The following is an 18,988-nucleotide window of genomic DNA, read 5'->3' on the forward strand; positions in this document are numbered from 1 at the left end:
AAGGAGGAATTGAGATGAGTAGAAAAATCAGTATGTCACAAGCAATAAATGAAGCAATGGCGCTCGCAATGAGAAAAGATGAAAATGTCATTCTTATGGGAGAGGATGTAGCCGGCGGAGCAGAAGTTGATCACCTTCAAGATGACGAAGCATGGGGTGGTGTTTTAGGGGTTACAAAAGGATTAGTGCAAGAATTTGGTCGTGACCGGATTTTAGATACACCGATTGCCGAAGCAGGGTATATGGGAGCCGCTATGGCAGCAGCTTCTACGGGATTACGTCCGATTGCAGAGTTAATGTTTAACGATTTTATTGGGAGTTGTTTAGATGAGGTTTTAAATCAAGGGGCCAAGTTCCGTTATATGTTTGGAGGAAAAGCGCAAGTTCCTGTTACGATTCGTACGATGCATGGCGCAGGATTTAGGGCAGCAGCTCAGCATTCGCAAAGCTTATATGCCTTGTTTACAAGTATTCCGGGACTGAAAGTAGTTGTCCCCTCTTCCCCTTATGATGCAAAAGGGCTGTTACTCTCAGCTATCGAGGATAATGATCCAGTAATCTTTTTTGAAGATAAAACGCTATATAACATGGTAGGTGAGGTACCAGAAGGTTATTATACGATTCCAATCGGAAAAGCAGAAATAAAACGGTCTGGTTCAGATTTAACCATCGTTGCTATCGGTAAACAAGTTCATACGGCAATGTATGCTGCTGAACAACTTGCTGGTAGAGGCATTGAAGTTGAAATTGTTGATCCAAGGAGCTTGTCACCGCTGGATGAAGAATCGATTCTTTCCTCCGTCGCAAAAACAAACCGTCTTATTGTGATGGATGAAGCAAATCCAAGGTGCAGCGTGGCCACAGATATTGCAGCATTGGTCGCGGATAAAGGATTTGATACGCTTGATGCGCCAATAAAAAGAATTACTGCACCACATACGCCGGTACCTTTTTCTCCACCACTAGAAGATATCTATCTACCTACACCAGAGAAAGTAATTAAAGTTGTATCAGAATTGTTAGGAGAACCATCTATTCTTAGGGTGTAAGTAAAAATGAAAAAGGCTCCACCTTTTTGGCATTGATCCTCGAAAGTTGGAGCCTGAAACCAATGATAGGCAAAGAAACAAAGCTGAAGGGAGAAAAAAGACATGGCTGTTGAAGTAGTAATGCCGAAATTAGGCATGGCAATGAAAGAAGGTACTGTTTCGGAATGGAGTAAGGGAGTCGGCGATACTGTAGAAAAGGGCGAAGCAATAGCCAGCATTAATTCTGAGAAAATAGAAATGGATATCGAGTCGCCGTCAGAAGGTACGATACTAAACATAGCTGTACCAGAAGGACAAGGCGTCCCTCCTGGAACAGTTATCTGTTATATCGGAAATCCGAATGAAAACGTATTGGTTAATGAGCCTGTTGCTGAAGAAATCAAGCCGGAAAACCACAAAAAAGAAACACAGAAAAATCCAGATCTACCTAATTTGCCAATTAGTAAAAATGTGGATCGTGTGATGATTACCCCTGTTGCACGTAAAATGGCACAGGCCGCTAATCTTGATATTGAGAAAATTCAAGGCACTGGACCGGGTGGAAGAATTACTAAAGATGATGTACAGAAAGCAATTAAGAGTCCTGAATCAAAGCTTGAAAATAAAGAAGATAGTATCTTAATCCCTGCGCAATCTATAGAGAAAACACAGGAGATTCCTGTAAACGGAATGCGGAAAATTATTGCCACACGTATGCAGGATAGCTTACAAAGTAGTGCTCAATTAACTCTTACGATGAAGGCAGATGTAACCGCTTTAATCAAATTGCAAAGACAAGCTACAGAAATTATTCAAAAACATGATGATAGTAAACTGACGGTCACAGACTTTGTTGCCAAAGCTGTCGTCCATTCATTAAAAGATCACCCTAAAATGAACAGTGCTTATGTAGAAGATAAAATCCATTTATTTGAGCATGTACATCTTGGATTAGCTGTTGCCTTGGAAAAGGGGTTAGTTGTTCCAGTTATAAGAAATGCGGATGTCTGTACACTAAAGCAGTTATCGAAGAAAGGAAAGGAACTAGCTAAGCTTGCTCGTGAAGGTCAATTGCCATCTGAAGAAATGAATGGCTCTACTTTTACGATCAGCAATTTGGGAGCATACGGTGTAGAACACTTCACGCCGATTTTAAATACCCCGGAAACAGGAATTCTTGGAATTGGCTCTGCTTATGATACTCCGCTCTATATTGAAGATACGTTGGAAAGAAGAACTATTTTGCCACTCAGTTTAACCTTTGATCATCGTGTCTTAGATGGGGCTCCTGCTTCTGCCTTTTTACAAACAATAAAAAGATATTTAGAAGAGCCAATGACTATGCTTTTATAGAAAAAGGAGGAAATCTCTTGAATCGTATAGCAATTATCGGAGGCGGTCCTGCTGGGTATGTAGCGGCAATTACTGCTGCCCAGCAGGGAAAAGAAGTGATACTGGTTGTCGATGGGCCACTTGGAGGAACCTGTTTAAACGAAGGATGCATGCCAACGAAGTCTTTGTTAGAAAGTGCTGATACGTATGAGTTGGTGAAAAATGCAGGTGAATTGGGAATCCGTCTCCCATCTAACTCAATTGATATCGATTGGGAAGTGGTGCAGAAACGAAAGAAAGCTATTGTGTCGACACTTGTCCAAGGCGTTCATTATTTAATGAAAAAAAATAAAATAAAAGTAATTCAAGGAAGAGCTTCTTTAATAACGAACCACCAACTTCGGATAGAAAATGACAATAAATATGAAGAGATTGAAGCTAGTAAAATCATTATTTCTACAGGTTCCGAACCGATTCCATTACCATTTGCACCGTTCGATGGTAAATGGATCATCCATAGTGGCCAAGCCATGTCACTCCCTTCTATTCCTACTTCACTTTTGATTATTGGAGGCGGAGTCATTGGATGCGAGTTTGCAAGTATTTATAGCCGGATGGGCACTAAGGTTACAATCGTTGAGATGGGTGAAAAGCTGCTCCCAGGGGAAGATGAAGATATCTCAGCCGTCCTACATAAAGAATTGGAAAGCCAAGGGGTAATAATCCATGCCTCCACATCTGTCAAAGACATGAATACCAATAATAAGAAAGTATTTTTAGATAAAGGTGATGGCAGTATTGACGAAGTTCATGCCGATTACGTACTTGTTTCAATAGGGAGAAAGCCTAGAGTAAACGGAATGGACCTAGAGCGGAATGGTATTGATTTTTCCAAACATGGTATTTCTGTAAATAATCAAATGCAAACAAGTAATTCTTCAATATATGCCTGTGGTGATGTGATTGGTGGAATCCAACTTGCACATGTAGCTTTTCATGAGGGAAGAGTAGCTGCTCTGAATGCCTGTGGACACGAGACTAAAGTAAATTATCGAGCAATTCCCCGATGTATTTATACTTCCCCTGAGATTGCTAGCGTAGGATTGACGGAAACAGAAGCAAGAAATAATTATGGTGATATTAAAGTTGGAGAATTTCCTTTTTCCGCAAATGGAAAAGCTCTCATTTCTAACAAACAGATTGGAAAGGTCAAAGTCGTAGTAGATCCTCAATTTAATGAGATACTTGGGTTTTCCATCGTTGGCCCACACGCGACAGAAATAATTGGTCAAGGAACGGTCATGCTCCATGCGGAAATTACAACTGATATTATGGAAGATCTAATAGCAGCGCACCCAACCTTGTCGGAGTGCATACATGAGGCATTATTAAGCGTTAGTGGCCAAGCAGTGCATACTTAAATGAAATGAATCCTTTTGAATTGGGGGTATTTTGTATGGTTATTAGTCATCGAACGGCGATTGTCACTGGTTCAGGTCGTGGAATTGGACGTGCGATTGCATTAAGACTAGCTCAAGATGGATTGAATGTGGTGATTAACGACGTCAATTTGGATAGCGCCGAATCGGTTGTAAACGAAATTAAGGAACTTGGACGTGAAAGCTTTGCAGTGAAAGCTGATGTAAGTAAAAGAAATGAAGTATTCAATATGGTTGATCAAGTTGTGGATCATTTTGGACAACTTGATGTTATGGTTTCAAATGCAGGAATTGCCCAAATTAAACCATTGCTTGAAGTGACTCAGGAAGACCTTGAACAGATTTTTAGTATAAATGTAAATGGTGTGCTTTTTTGTCTTCAAGCGGCTGCTGAGCAAATGAAAAAGCAAGAAGGCGGGAAAATTATTAGTGCTGCCAGTATAGCTAGTTACAAAGGGTTTAGCCTACTAGGAACTTACTCAGCAACTAAATTTGCCGTTAGAGGCATTACACAAGCGGCAGCACAAGAATTGGCTCAGTTTGGAATTACGGTAAATGCATACTGTCCAGGTATCGTCGGTACACAAATGTGGGATCTTATCGATGAAAAAATGGGGCAATATATGAATCTGGGAAAAGGAGAAGCATTTAAAAAGTTTTCGGATTCTATTACCTTGGGACGACCTGAGACCCCAGAGGATGTTGCGAAGTTTGTATCGTATCTCGCCTCACGAGATTCTGACTATATGACAGGACAATCTATCATGATTGATGGAGGCGTCATTTTTTCATAAAAACAAGCATTATAGGAATAGGCATTACGCATAAATGATTAATAAGTAAGCTTCACGTGAATGATCATGTGAAGCTTTTATTGTGAAGTTTTTGTTAATTGTAATCAAAATATTGTAAGCGTATACATAATCTACTATAATAAAGTGGACCTCGATCAACATCCTTTTTATTACTCCACGGTATTATTTCTCTTGATTGAAAAGACATGCTCTTATTTTTCAAATGAATGTTGAAAATGTTTAAACCAGATGATTAGAGGAGGATTATATGTTATCCACTAGTTGTTATTTACGTACATGGGAACGTTTTATTAGTGAGGGGTTCTCGATTCAAATCGGTTGGACAAGCGAATTAAGGAATCTTGGCATCGCTGTAAAAAAGAACAAGTCAATCCGTATCTAAATAAAGGTAATCATGTGTTAACAAATGATTTATTGAACGTTCAAAGAGAAAAAAACTCCGTACTTCTAGATGTAGCATCGCCCCAATTAACAAGAATGAACCAAGCGATTAAAGAGTCTGGAATGATGGCTTTATTAGTAGACCCTGATGGATATGTTCTTTCCCTATCTGGAAACGAAAAAATTATGGATGAAGCAGGTAAAATAAATTTTGTGGAAGGCGTACGCTGGACGGAGGGTGAAGTCGGAACAAACGCGATTGGAACCGCTTTGAAAACGGGGGAGGCAGTAATGATTCAAGGAACCGAACATTACTCTATTGCCTCACATAAATGGAGTTGTTCTGCAATGCCTATTTTTAATGAAGATAGGATGTTAATGGGCGTTTTAGATATATCGTGTCCGGTTGAATATTTTCATCCATCTATGCTTGGTATGGTTGCCACTTTGGCGTATACGATAGAACAAGAGATGGCGGTTCGCTCCTATAAAAGAGAGTTGGCACTAACTCAGCAATCTATTGAACTAGCAGAAGCTTATCCAGACCGCCCCTTTATTGTTTGTAATCATAAAGAAATCATCACTTCAGCCAGCAAACAAGTTCGTCAAAAAATTTCTCAATCTATTGGAATGAGACTGTCTGATTTTTTAAACTTTGGATACCAAATTGAAAAGGAATCTCTTCTTATTTCTACAGAAGATAAAAGGGTATCAGGAAAGTGTTTATTTTTATCAGAAGGTCTTAGTCATACCCAAAATAGGCTTTTTCCAACTTCTTCGCCATCTAAGTTGTTTAATTTCAAGGGTGAAATGGGTATTAGTGAAGCGTTTCAAAACACATTACATAAAGTAAAGCTTGTTGCACCAACCGAAGCTAATGTGTATATATCTGGTGAAACAGGGGTTGGAAAAGAGCTTGTTGCTATGTCTATTCACGAAAATAGTCCTCGAAAAAAAGGACCGTTTATCACCATAAATTGCGGAGCCATCCCCAAAGATTTAATGGAGAGTGAATTATTTGGTTATGTCGAAGGCGCATTTACAGGGGCTAAGCGTCAAGGGCATAAAGGGAAATTTGAGCAGGCTAATGGAGGGACCATTTTTCTCGATGAAATTGGTGAAATCCCACATGCCATGCAAGTGGCGTTATTGCGTGTACTTCAGGAAAAAAAAATCGTTCCGATTGGTGGTACAAAAAGTATTTCTTTAGACATTCGCATTATTACAGCAACACATCGTAACCTTGCAGAGCTTGTAAATGAAGGATCCTTTCGCCAAGATTTATATTATCGTTTAAATGTTTATCCTGTATTTGTACCACCCTTAAGGGAAAGGAAAGGGGATATTCCGTATCTTGTCCGCTATCTTAGTGAAGTGAATAACTGGAATATTCCATTATCAGAAGAATTATTAAATAGTTTAAAGGGTTACAATTGGCCAGGGAATATAAGAGAACTACAGAATGTTCTGCAACGATTGTCTATCTTGCTTCAAGATGGTCGAGTAGATTATGAACAATTATTAAATTCTATGCATTCACTAGCAATTACGCAGCAAGTGGATTGCCAGTCTCCGAAGGAAATTGATAAAAATTGGATTAAGGAAAATGAACTGACAACCCGAGAAAAAATACAAAGAGATTTAATGCTAGAGGCATTGCAAAGGACACAAGGAAATGTCACCGCAGCTGCAAAATTGATAGATCTCCCTAGAAGTACATTTTACAAGCGGCTTCATAAATATGGTCTATAGTCATGGATGTGTATTTTTCATTGGAATAAAAGATTATTTATATTTAACGGAATGCATGAGTATAGAGAGGGGTATGGCCTATGAAAACGAGAATTACTGAATTATTAGGAATAGAATATCCAATTATTTGCGGTGGCATGTTTCAAGTTGGCCGAGCTCAGCTTGCTGCTGCAGTAACTGAAGCAGGTGGATTAGGTATCATTACCTCCAAAACACAGGTTACACCCGAAGGTCTTCGTGATGAAGTACGCAAAGTAAAAGCATTTACGAAGAAACCCTTTGCTGTCAACCTGAATCTATTTCCAAGTCAAACTGCTACTCCAAATGAAGACTTTATTGATATTTTAGTAGAGGAAGACGTTAAAATTGTTGAAACCAGTGGCCGAAGTCCTGAGGCTTTAATGCCAAAACTTAAAAAGCATGGTTTTACTGTCATCCATAAGGTTGCAAGTGTCAAAAACGCACTGTCTGCAGAGAAATTGGGAGTCGATGCTGTTGTTATCGTAGGGAATGAAACGGGCGGCCATCCTGGCATGGGGGATGTAGGAACGCTTGTAATGCTCCCTAGAGTGGTTGATTCTGTTAAAATACCTGTACTAGCAGGTGGAGGATTTTCAGACGGTAGAGGCCTTATTAGTGCATTGGCACTCGGTGCTGAAGGGATTGTTATGGGGACTCGCTTTATGGCTACAAAGGAAGCCCCTATTCATGATAACGTGAAGAACTGGATGGTTTCAGCAAATGAATCGGATACAATCGTCATTCAGCGAAATATAGGAAGTCCTTCACGTGTAGCGTTAAATACTGTTAGTAAAGAGGTCGACCGACTAGAAAATGAGGGAGCCACTATAGGAGAATTAATCCCACTAATAACGGGACAAAGAAGTAAAAGCGTCTACTTTGAAGGTAATTTAGACGGAGGGATCTGGTCATGCGGTCAATCAGTCGGTTTAATTAAGGAAGTCATAACAGTTGATGAACTTTTAAAACAAATCGTTCATGAAGCTAAAGGTTCGTTGGAATATATCCAAAATCGTGTCGAATCGATTCGAACTTAATCAACAAAGCTTTTCGTATAGAATAGGAAAACGCATATGATTTCCTATTCTATTTTTTATTGATGAATAGTATAAGCGACTATATAAAATGATTTCTTTATTTGTCGTTAATATGTGTTATTTAAAAGTAATTATTCTCTACATAGATTACTCAACTAAAACAGGTCATTGATGCTTTACTTCAAGGGAAGTTCTGCTGTTGCAACCTCTTTCTTAAGGAATGAAAGGATCAGGTTAGTTGACGAAAAAAAATATGATAAAATACGGGTTTATATAAAAATATAAGCTATATGAGTTAGGAGATTTAAGAATGAGCATTACAATTAGGCAGGAACTATCTGAGGATTATAAAATTACTGAAAAAGTTGTAAGAAGTGCATTTGCTAATATGGAGTTTAGTGATAAAAAAGAACATGAATTGGTGTCTCGTATTAGAAAATCCGACGCATTTATTCCAAATTTATCTTTAGTGGCCGTGAATAAAGAAATTGTTGGCCATATTCTTTTATCTAAATTAAAAATTAATAATGACAATCAATTTGCTGAATCCCTTGCCCTTGCTCCTGTTTCAGTCTTGCCAGAGTATCAAAATGAAGGTATAGGAAGACTCTTAATTCTTGAAGCATTAAAAAAAGCAAAAGAACTTGAATACAATTCTGTTGTTGTACAGGGCACCCAGAATATTATCCAAAATTCGGGTTTGAAAAAACATCTTTATGGGGAATAAAAGCACCTTTCGAAGTACCAGAAGAGGCATTTATGGCATTGGAGTTGCAAGAAAATGCTCTTTATAATATTTCAGGAGTTGTTGAATATCCAAGTGCATTTTTGAATAAGGGAATACCTAAAAAAGGGTTAAATAAAAGAGCGCGATTCTTAAATAAGAAGCGCTTTTTTTTATGAATTAACTCGTACGTTAGTAGTATAAAAAGGAGCTGGTCAAAAAAACTGTTATTAAGATAAAATATTTGTTCATGAGCTAATCTAAAGATATATAATCGTGATTCCTAGCCATACTAATAAAGATTAAAATTTAGTTAGGAGGCAGTATTATGGGAAGATCAAACAATCAAAAATCATCTAGCAGAAAAAAATCATTACCTCAAACTCCCAAAAACTTAAAAATAGAACCGGAACGTGTTAATGAAGAGTTTTCTCGTGAGCTAGGTGAAAGTCCGAAAATAAGAGCTACAAGACCTAAATGAAACTAAGATACGGATTGATTACATGCCTTTATTAAATTTTAGTAAAACAGATACAAAAGGGGCCACAATAAGTGGTCTCTTTTGTATGTTTAAAAATCAACATTATTAAGGTTTACAAAGCTATATGTTGAAAAGATCATATTGTGTTCATATTCAGTAACTTATTTTACCTTAAAGCTATTAATTATCGCGCAATATGCGAAAGTACTCTCCGATTGCTGAATCTTTGTATCTCGTATCCTTTTCTCGAAATGCTTAGTTGTTTAGTTATTTTTTAGTACATTACAGAATACTACTTGAAATGACTTAGTAGCTATTTGAGCATTATTGTGTTTAATATAGCGGAAAAGAGACTCAAACTTAATGTTACGTTTAACATTATTAGTCATAATATCTTTATTATGATGTAATTAAGTTTGATCATTTGAAAGCGGATCTACTTTGTTTTTCTCCATCATTATTTCCTAGTGTGCTTAATAAGAATGGTTAATTAATTCAGCATTAATCTACCTAAGAGCGGATTTAATATTTGATCAAAATGTTTGATATTTATTAACATATTTCTGAAAGTTATTTATGCTAACCGTTCCTCTAACAGCATTTTCAAACACAACTTTGTTTAAGTAGCATTAGCAATAAACAGTTAATTAATAATAAAACATATTAACGGTATTATGAGAATTATGTGGGTAGAGAGAGAAGACTATCTTATTATTTCTTATTGGTAAGCGGAACTTATGATATTTCAGGTTGTTAATTAAACAACTGCATAATTTTTGATGGATTTATTCAATTCAATAAGGAATTTCCGTTTTTTTAAAATTATTTTAATATAACTTTTTCGAAGTGTTAACCCGAAATATTTCTCATTTTGCTTATATTTATATATATCAGAATAATAAATTTGTGATTTTAATTCTTTTTGACCTTTAAAGTTGAAGGATACCAAGTACAGAGCAAAATATTTGCTGAATTTGTAAGAGTTTTTATGTAAACAAATCGTGAGGAAACATTCTGATAATTAATGCTGGATTTAATTTGGGAAAAATCCGAAATAAACTACGAATGAAATATTAGATCCTGGTTAAAATAAAGATTGAAAATCATTTATGTACGTAGCCAGAAGAAATTAGCAGATAATTATAGAAATAAGTAAAAGTAAAGTAAATTACATAAGATTTGAACTTTCTGTGAAATTAGTAAGAACCGCAATAATGAGAAATAAAAAACACATTATAATGCTGAGATTCTAAATCAATCAAATTTTTAACGAAATTATGATATATGATAATTATTTGATTTTTCTAACTAAATGTAATTTCTAAAATTAATAAATAAAACAGATTATAAATAATAAAAATCTGAGTTTCCGTCTCACTTTGTTAAGTATTCTTAAGATATGAGACAAAATTAACAATTAAAATACAACTTCCTATAATATATATTATGTAAACTAGAATAAAAATTAGTTATGATATAGTTAAACCTTTGAACCTCCTTTATTATCTGGACTTTGGAACCTCTACCTCTTAAGATCCTTAGAATTATGAATGCTTTTCATGTGAATTATAATTAGAAGTTATTGAACGAATAATTTATTATCGTATATGCACCTTTGACTATAGTGGTTTGTTTGTAGTTACAGCAAGCAATAGTTGAATCCATTCTGTACATTCAATTTGAAAATAAGCAATTTGAATATGTTTATAGCGTTTTTGAATGGGCTTACAGACTATCACGAAAACAAAACTTGAGCGCGTTTCATACAGCATCAAATTAGATCAAGTTCAAAAACAAAAAATTAACCTTGACTCGGAAATTATGAATGGGATTGAAAATGGATCATAAAACTACCGGTATATGTCTCTGTAGGATTTAATTTAAAATAGTGTTTTTCCGCTTCTTAAAACAAAATACATCGCGATTAGCCAAACCGAATGAAGTGATTTTTAAATACTTGCGACAACAGGAATCGGACGTTCAGAAATCATGTTTCTTACGTAGGAACACATCTACTAAATTAAACGATATGAATTTATGGAAAAAAAGACTTTGCTGCCGTTTCATCCGCTTCTCCCCCCCAAGGGTTCGTTTCAAATCCACGATAAGGAAGTCTTTTATAAAGATGGAAAGTAATTGGGGATACGTGGCTATAAAGTGAAAAAGCACGGTTGCTTACTGCGCGTTTTCCCTGTCTCATTTTACAGCATACGCTTACGCCCCCTTTTGTGTGTGAGGAAAACCATTTTAACATCGATTTACGGACTCTTCAGGAGCTTTTAGACCATGAAAGTATTACATCAACACAAGTAATTACGCATATCGCGTTTTTACAAAAGAAGAAAACCATCAATTCTTCGTTTGATATTTTGTAATCCCTTTTACTTAAAAAAATAACTACCTCAATTGGGTAGTTATTTTTAAATCTGTTTGATACTCCATTTGAGGATTTGTAGGTCGTTGATAGATTCCCCCATGAGTTAGTACCGGATAGGTTGAATATAAAAGGATTTGTCCTATATGTGGTTGCGTCGGTACATAATATTAGCTGGTTGAACAATGGCTAAGGCAGTCCATTGAAACAACATGGGCGGCATTACACCTGCTAAATAAAGGTATTTCAGACGAAGCTCCTTCCTTCTATATATACCTCACCACATACTATTAAAGGTTACCAGACTAATATTTTCAAATTCCCTTTGGACTCCAATACATTAAAGGTCGCATGAAATGGATATTCATACTCATATTTCCCCTCTTTTTCTACCACATATTTATCAAGAATAGTTTTCACCTCATGGTCAGAATAATGCTGATCCAGAATTTTTGTAGTATTATCGCGAATCATTTCCTCATAAGAAGAATAGATTTTTTTGCTTTTCAATTTCACGATCTTACAGTCGGCTAGTATTCCAAGTTGATACAATACATTTAAAATGTGTATGTAATCTCGTTTTCTCAAATTGATTGTATATCCTCGTTGTTTCAATTCCATATAATGAGGTTTTTCTGGTCCTGTTGTCATACCTACGATAACTAAACGTGTTGCTGACTCATTCATTTTTAATAAGGTATGACCGATTTCTTTCATACGGTAGTAGCAATTAAAACCAAATACTACGTCATATTTCTCTCTTTTTGTCTCACTTTCCCACTTATTATGAATCAATTCCATGTTTTCGAAACCTTTTTCATTTGCCTGAGATGCCAAAAAACTGATAATGCTTTTTGAACTATCTATACAAGTTAACTTCCTGACTTCTTCAGCAATAGCGAAGGTATAATTGCCCCACCCAGGACCGATTTCTAAAACATGATCATCTTGATTTAATAATGTTAGTAGCTCTTGTTGCACAAGTTTTGCATAAGGGTCCTCTTTATGTTGTTTTTTCCCTTCAACCCTCGAAGACCAAAAAGCTTCTTCTGCTGCATCATCATTTAGCCTTTTCGGTATATTTCCAGTATGATCTACCATGGCTTGTCTCCAAAGTTCAATATAATCAAAATTATCTGTCTTCATATTTTCTCTCCTCAAATTATATAATTTATGTATAATACTTTCTTAAACTATTCTACCCCATAGTTGCAAAAGAAAAAGAGCTGCAAATCAGCTCCTGATAATGAACAAAGCCCTTTTCAATAATGATCTCTCAACAGATTAGCATTCGTCATTCTTAACTTCGTTCAATGCTTTGTGTATTGACTCACTGTTACTTTTAAGGATTTCTATCACCCTATTTTATAGGTAATTATTCTAATAATACAATAAGATTATTCAAACAGAATGAAGTAATGTTTACATTACTTGCGAAAAAGGGAATGAGGCGTTCAGAAATCGTGTCTTTTACGGGAGAACAAGTCGATCTAAAGAATCAAACGATAAGAGTGTAAGGGAAATGCTGCCGCTTCTCCCACTCTATAAAAATTATTAAAGGTTTACACGTTTTTAAAATGCTGTTGGATATAAAAATTCACTTTATCAGGTACTTCAATTTGGATGAAATGCCCGGCATTTTGAATGATGTGAACCTGTGCATGTGGTAAACCTTCTTTCTGGAGCTTGTAGGCAAATTCAAAAGGGATATAAGGATCCTTCTCCCCCCAAATTATGGTGACAGGTATTTTGATCTGGTTTAGTTTTTGATTGTACGATTTAACCTTTTCTATATTTCCTGACCGGTATAGATCTAAGATGACTTTACCTGATTCGGGAGTTCTAAAGACACGATAGAAGTCTTCCAGAGTTTCGTCAACTATGTTCGGAATCGAATTCTTCATGTCAGTTTGAAATTGGGAATCATCTGACATGCGCTTCATTATTTTTTCTCCGACATTTGGTGTTCTCCAAATCTGAGCAAGTGAGTGCCACTTGTAATCTCCTGATATGGTTGTATTTGAAACAAAGAGACTTAGTATTCTCTCTGGATGATCACATGCCCATTTAAGTCCAATAAGTCCGCCCCAGTCATGTACAATCAGATGGAATTTATCTAGTTTTAGTTCCCTCGTAAAATCCGAGACAAACTGTTCATATCTCTCCCATGTTGAGGATTCATCAAACCGTTCACTTTCGCCGAATCCAGGGAGATCCGGTGCAATGGTTCTAAATCCACAAGACACAAGGCAAGGAATCATTTCCCTCCACAAAAGGCTGGACTCAGGTACCCCGTGCAATAAAAGAACAGGGGGGTCATTAACATTGCCCTTCTCAATATAAGATATCTTCTTTCCATTTATTATCATATTTTTCTTTTCCACTTTAATCTACCTCCTAAAATAAGTATGGTGAAACCTTATTAGCATAAAATCAGGTCATAGTTACTGGATTGTAGAAAGGAAATTTCTTTGGAAACAGACTATTGATAAAATACTGAATTGACTATTCAGAGAGACTCATTGAAATTTCTACCTATCTCCCTCTCTCATTTCTATGTTTAACTGCGATTTAATGCTTGTGTTTTTTTATACAAAGCTTATTTAAAAATGCATTCTCAGGGATTTTTTTATGATAAGTCTTTATTAATTCATGCATCTCCAATATATATTAGGTTTATGTTGATTTCGAAATGTTTCCACATCAAGAATACTTGCAATGCAAAATTTTTTATTTACATAGAACTTATAAAACAAAACAAAAAAGGTAAAGCATAAAAATCAGGCCTCACCTCTGAAATGATTAAAACCTATGTTTCTCTCAAGATATCAAAGCTAATTCATTTATCTTGTTGTTCCGCTCATTCATATACTGATCTAATCTTTACGGGTGTTTCATCAATTTATTTAATACCTTAAAGATAATTCATTTATCTCCCGCACCTTTTGTATCAAGGATTCTCTATATTAGCATTTTTAGCAGATGACACTTATCTAGGATTAAGGTATTACCTTTATTAATGAATTTAGTCATCTGTGGACTTTTGCTGAGTGAAGAAAAATATGAAAATGATAATGGGAAGGGCTATTAGAAATGCATTGTTTCTAGAACTTTTTACTGTAGGAATATCTGTTAATGACATTTTACTCATTCCCTCTTATATTAGTTAATAATTCTGGTGGTACGATATAATGCTTAGTTATGATTGTATTAAATAAGTTATAATCTTCAATTGGCAGTGCCGGAACAACTTCAGGATAACCAAAAATAGGACCTGAAACATTAATTGTAAACTCACCAGACGAAACAAAAAAGCCAGTCACATGTATTACATCATTGATTAATAATATAGCTATAATGATGTCCAGTATATCGATAAAAAGGTTTCCTTCTTGCGAGTGGTCCTTCCCTTCTAAACGATGTCCTCCAAAAAGAGGACCACCTAATGAGAGACTAAATCTGCCTGGCCTTACAAATATGCCAATGATTGTGATTTGCCCGGTTAATAATAGGATTGCTGAAGTAATTTCGATACTACGTTGAAAGGAGTGAATTACTTTTTTATTTGTATCAAATTCACAGGTCTCATTCAATATCATCACTCCCTATGTAGGCATTTTATTCAGATATACTGACAAACGTCACTTAATTGATTGATTTTTTATATTGTTTATTACTGAACGTATTGATTCTTCAATTTCTTTATATCCGGTGCAACGACAAATATTCGAAGAAAGCCATGATTTAATCTTTTCAGGACTAGGATTGTTGTCATTAAGGAGTAATGCCTGACAAATCAATATAAATCCTGATGTACAATACCCGCATTGAAAACCAAAATGCTCTACAAATGCTCTTTGAATCGGTGTATCCTTGAGACCTTCTATTGTAAGAATTTCTGTATCAATTGCCTCAATAGCTAACATTAAACAGGATTTTATTGGCTGATTATTCACTATCACAGTACAAGCCCCGCAGTCCCCATTTAAACACCCAGGTTTAGCTCCAGTAAGTCCGATTTTATCTCGGAGTACATCAAGCAATATATCTGAAGCCAGTATATCTATCTCGTACCACTCTTTATTTATTTCTAAATTAATTGTGATTCTTTGATTTGTGGGGTACCTATTCAAGTTCTTCACCACCTAAATATGACAAAATATTAGATAGGGTATTTTCTAAAACAAATAATCTATATCCATCTGATCCTTCAATATCGTTTAATATAGGACTTGGTAAATACTCAAAAGAAGCTAAAACTCGCTCCTTATAAGATAATTTCTTGTCATTTAGTATTTTTTCCATTGGAATTGAACGAAATGGATATGAGCATACCCCACTGAATGCAAATCTAATAATCCCGTCTTTTTTAAAGCGACAACTGTTAAAAGTGGGTATCCCGTGTCCCATTGCTTACGTTTCTTTACACTTAGGTATGGTGCTTTTAGATATTCTTTTTCTGTACCAATTTGAACTAGAAATTCCCCTTCGTCCAGGCGTAATTCTTTATTAAAAATCTCATTAATTAAAATTTTTTTCTCCGCTTGGTCCTGCAATAATAACAGTACTATCTGATAATAAAAATGGCAGTACAGCCTCCCTATAAAAAATTTGTCCACATATATTTCCACCTATAGTAATTGAATTTCTTGATGAATAATCCGCAACCTCTTTTGAAGTATTCGTTAATAAAGGGAACACCTTGTTTTCTTCAAATACACTTAAACTCAATGTTGAACCAATGATTAGTTCATTGTTTTGAAAGCCGAATACCTTACATTCAGGAATACCCTTCAAATCAATAATCGCATCGGTATATATATAATTCAGACGTCCTAATGTTAAAATTTCTGTTCCTCCACCATAGTACAAAGGTTTTTTATCTTGTGATTTTAATGTTTGGTATTGTTCTATCGCTTCTTTTATGGATTTTGGTTTATAGTATTCGAAATTGTAAGATAACATCACAGTCTACTCCCTTTCTTCCCTCTCCAAATAAGTTCAGGGATTAACGGCAACTGGTTTAATGGTATTCCAGCAGCAAGAGATAAACAGTTACCGAGAGCGGCTGGCATGCCAAGAAGACCATGTTCTCCAAGGCCCCTAGCGCCATATGGAGCATCTAATTGTGGTGTATTTACAAATTCACAAATATATTCAGGATTTTCTCCATATCTTAACGGTCTATATGTTCTAAATTGAGGATTCAACACCCTACCAAAGTTATCAAAGTAGAACGTTTCACGTCCGCCAAAAGCTAAGCCCATGCTCATTGCACCCATTATTTGTCCTTCTGCAGTTTTTTGATTCAGTACCCTTCCTGCATCAATGACAGATATTGCCTTGACTATCTTGTAAGTATATTCATTTATGTCATACTCTACTTCAACCCCTTGTGCACCAACTGTCCATTCAGGTCCTGGCTTGCCTGCACCTGTTTCGGGGTCTAAATTTGTTATGTGTGGAATGGTATATTGTCCTCTACCGATTATTTGTCCTCCTATTGCACTTCCATCAGGATATTTATATCCATAAACTAACTGATTGAATGGTATTCCAATTTCAGGATCGCCCCTTAGATATACCCTTTCTTGACCGAGGTCGATGTCTTCAACTGGGGCTCTTAACACAATGGAAGCAAGTTGCTTTATTTGTAATAGAGCATCTTCGGCAGCTTGAATCGCTGCCCTCCCTGCCATTAATGTCGCACGACTTGCTACAGTTTTCCAATGTTCTGGAGTACTCTGTGTATTTACCTCCATCTGAACTTTTACATGATCAATATCCATCTTCAATTTTTCAGATACAATCTGTGCTAAAACCGTTTTCGTTCCTGTACCGATTTCTATTACTCCTGATATGACGTTTACACTTCCATCAGGATTAAAGGTTAAAATGACACCTGAGCCAGCGTTGGTATCAATCGTAGAAGTTTTCCATACACAAGCTATCCCTTTCGCCCTTATTGTATTTTCGTTTATTTTAACTAGCTGGCCCTCTTCCCAATTCATTTTTTTCTTAAGCTCACTTATACATTTAGGGAGATTACCTACCGTGCTAGAATTCAATTGAACCTGGGTTGGAGTGGAATTACCAGGGAGTATCGCATTCATTTCACGAAGTTCAAGTGGATCTATTCCAAGCTTTTTGGAAAGGGAATCCATAGTCCGCTCAAATGCAAACAAAACTTCTGAATGCGCAAAGCCACGATAAGGTGAGGCATATGGATGGTTCGTATACATACAAAGAGAATCGCACCAAATATTTTCTATATGGTAAGGACCAGTGCAATCAACTGCTCCAGCACGACTCAGGTCTGTAGCCTTGTCAGCATATGCTCCTCCGTCCCAAAGATAAGTCATTTCCGCAATTTGAAGCAAACCAGATTTTGTACATCCTAATTTCACTGTCGCATCTAATCCTATATGACATGGTGATGTCAAAATATCCTCTTCACGACTATTTTCAACTTTTACTAGCCTTCCATTAACAGCCTTTGATGCAATATAGGCTAATAGTTCAAGTTGTACCGAGGCTTTACCACCAAAAGCACCTCCAACTAGAGGCGTGTTTACAATAACATTTCCAATTTCAACACCAAAATAATCACTTATTAAACGCTTGATCATGAATGGTGCTTGAGAAGAAGAACTTATCACAACTTTATTATCTGCCCGAATTTCTGCCAAGGAACATCTTGTTTCCATAGCAACATGATCTGAAGGGGAAAAAGAAAACTTTTCCTCGACAATAATATCGCTCTCTTGCCAACCTTTTTTCATATCACCTTTTCGGATTTTGGTTCGATTTGCTATATTTGTACCTGGCTCAGGAAATACCTCGGATATTTTTTTATAGGTATCTAAATCTGGGTGGAGTAAAGGATATTTAGGATTTATGGCATCCATTGGTGAATTGATAACAGGTAAAGGTTCATAAATAACTTGAATACTGTCTGCTGCAAATTTTGCTTGTTTGGGTGTATCAGCAACAACAAGTGCGACAACTTCTCCATGATAGCGGACTTTATCTTGAGCTATGGGGTACCTATCCCTGATCTCTTCTCCTGTTAGCGGTAAATTCCCGCCAGTTATGATTGCACGAACTCCAGCAACTTTTTCAGCCTTGGTTATGTCAATATTTTTAATATTGGCATGTCCATACGGACTAATTACCTTTTTAACATGAAGGATTTTTGTTTCTTTATGGTCACCGGTGTAAATCGCTTGTCCTGTCACCTTATCCCATGCATCTTTACGAATTACACCTTTTCCGATAATATCCATATAGAATCCCCTCGTTATCATTATTATTCTTGGTTAATTGTTATCAAATATCAATTTCCCAAAATAAGTAATCTAATATATCATCAATGTAAGCAAACAGATTTCCCTCTAAAAAAAACACAAGTATTCCTGCGCTATCTATAACTTCAGAATATGTTTTGCCTCTTGGTTTCCTTGTATATTGTTAATTTCAGAAAAAGATATTTTTGTCTCTAAGTATTGGAGGTTGTAACAGTCTTGAAAACTAGAAGCAACTAAGGAGTAGATAGGTTCTTTTTGAATACTTCGATGATGGTAGCCACCATTAAAGCGAATACT

General features: G+C 36.0%; 11 protein-coding genes and 3 pseudogenes. 8 read left to right on the plus strand and 6 right to left on the minus strand.

Annotated features, from left to right (window positions below; translation table 11 throughout):
- Positions 1 to 14: 14 nt before the first annotated feature.
- The 8 genes and pseudogenes from JFU24_RS02695 to JFU24_RS02730 all read left to right on the plus strand — a co-directional run bounded on the left by JFU24_RS02695 (position 15) and on the right by JFU24_RS02730 (position 9,010).
- The gene (locus JFU24_RS02695; RefSeq protein ID WP_201249456.1) at positions 15 to 1,049 is read left to right on the plus strand and encodes an alpha-ketoacid dehydrogenase subunit beta; all 1,035 of its coding nucleotides are present in this window, start codon (positions 15 to 17) and stop codon (positions 1,047 to 1,049) included.
- A gap of 102 nt (positions 1,050 to 1,151) precedes the next feature.
- On the plus strand, positions 1,152 to 2,381 hold the full coding sequence (locus tag JFU24_RS02700) for a dihydrolipoamide acetyltransferase family protein (protein WP_201249457.1): 1,230 nt from the start codon (positions 1,152 to 1,154) through the stop codon (positions 2,379 to 2,381).
- Between the two features lie 17 nt (positions 2,382 to 2,398).
- Positions 2,399 to 3,781, plus strand: a complete 1,383-nt coding sequence (gene lpdA / locus JFU24_RS02705; RefSeq protein WP_201249458.1) for a dihydrolipoyl dehydrogenase — start codon at positions 2,399 to 2,401, stop codon at positions 3,779 to 3,781.
- 35 nt (positions 3,782 to 3,816) lie between these two features.
- The gene (locus JFU24_RS02710; RefSeq protein WP_201224515.1) at positions 3,817 to 4,593 is read left to right on the plus strand and encodes an acetoin reductase; all 777 of its coding nucleotides are present in this window, start codon (positions 3,817 to 3,819) and stop codon (positions 4,591 to 4,593) included.
- Positions 4,594 to 4,861: 268 nt separating this feature from the next.
- Positions 4,862 to 6,747: pseudogene (locus JFU24_RS02715) on the plus strand (sigma-54-dependent Fis family transcriptional regulator).
- 80 nt (positions 6,748 to 6,827) lie between these two features.
- On the plus strand, positions 6,828 to 7,805 hold the full coding sequence (locus JFU24_RS02720; protein WP_201249459.1) for an NAD(P)H-dependent flavin oxidoreductase: 978 nt from the start codon (positions 6,828 to 6,830) through the stop codon (positions 7,803 to 7,805).
- A 310-nt stretch (positions 7,806 to 8,115) separates the two neighbouring features.
- Positions 8,116 to 8,633 (plus strand): annotated as a pseudogene (locus JFU24_RS02725) (GNAT family N-acetyltransferase); the annotation flags it as partial.
- A 224-nt stretch (positions 8,634 to 8,857) separates the two neighbouring features.
- Positions 8,858 to 9,010: a YfhD family protein gene (locus JFU24_RS02730; protein WP_152952274.1), complete on the plus strand. Its 153-nt coding sequence runs from the start codon at positions 8,858 to 8,860 to the stop codon at positions 9,008 to 9,010.
- Positions 9,011 to 11,681: 2,671 nt separating this feature from the next.
- Here the strand turns inward: JFU24_RS02730 and JFU24_RS02735 are convergent.
- From JFU24_RS02735 to JFU24_RS02760, 6 genes and pseudogenes are all read right to left on the minus strand, one after another.
- Positions 11,682 to 12,530 carry a methyltransferase domain-containing protein gene (locus tag JFU24_RS02735; RefSeq protein WP_242485256.1) on the minus strand — a complete coding sequence of 283 codons (849 nt, stop codon included), beginning with the start codon at positions 12,528 to 12,530 and terminating at the stop codon, positions 11,682 to 11,684.
- Positions 12,531 to 12,946: 416 nt separating this feature from the next.
- The gene (locus JFU24_RS02740) at positions 12,947 to 13,768 is read right to left on the minus strand and encodes an alpha/beta fold hydrolase (protein ID WP_201180484.1); all 822 of its coding nucleotides are present in this window, start codon (positions 13,766 to 13,768) and stop codon (positions 12,947 to 12,949) included.
- Between the two features lie 759 nt (positions 13,769 to 14,527).
- On the minus strand, positions 14,528 to 14,983 hold the full coding sequence (locus tag JFU24_RS02745) for a hypothetical protein (RefSeq protein WP_201180485.1): 456 nt from the start codon (positions 14,981 to 14,983) through the stop codon (positions 14,528 to 14,530).
- A gap of 42 nt (positions 14,984 to 15,025) precedes the next feature.
- Complete coding sequence (locus JFU24_RS02750) at positions 15,026 to 15,517, minus strand: (2Fe-2S)-binding protein (protein WP_201180486.1); 492 nt, start codon at positions 15,515 to 15,517, stop codon at positions 15,026 to 15,028.
- Positions 15,510 to 16,349 (minus strand): annotated as a pseudogene (locus JFU24_RS02755) (FAD binding domain-containing protein). The gene JFU24_RS02750 and the pseudogene JFU24_RS02755 overlap by 8 nt, the downstream one beginning before the upstream one ends.
- Complete coding sequence (locus tag JFU24_RS02760; protein ID WP_201180487.1) at positions 16,349 to 18,670, minus strand: xanthine dehydrogenase family protein molybdopterin-binding subunit; 2,322 nt, start codon at positions 18,668 to 18,670, stop codon at positions 16,349 to 16,351. Before JFU24_RS02760 ends, JFU24_RS02755 begins: the two are co-directional and overlap by 1 nt.
- Positions 18,671 to 18,988 lie beyond the last annotated feature (318 nt).

This window comes from Peribacillus sp. TH27 (assembly GCF_016650915.1).
GTDB classification, from domain to species: domain Bacteria; phylum Bacillota; class Bacilli; order Bacillales; family DSM-1321; genus Peribacillus; species Peribacillus butanolivorans.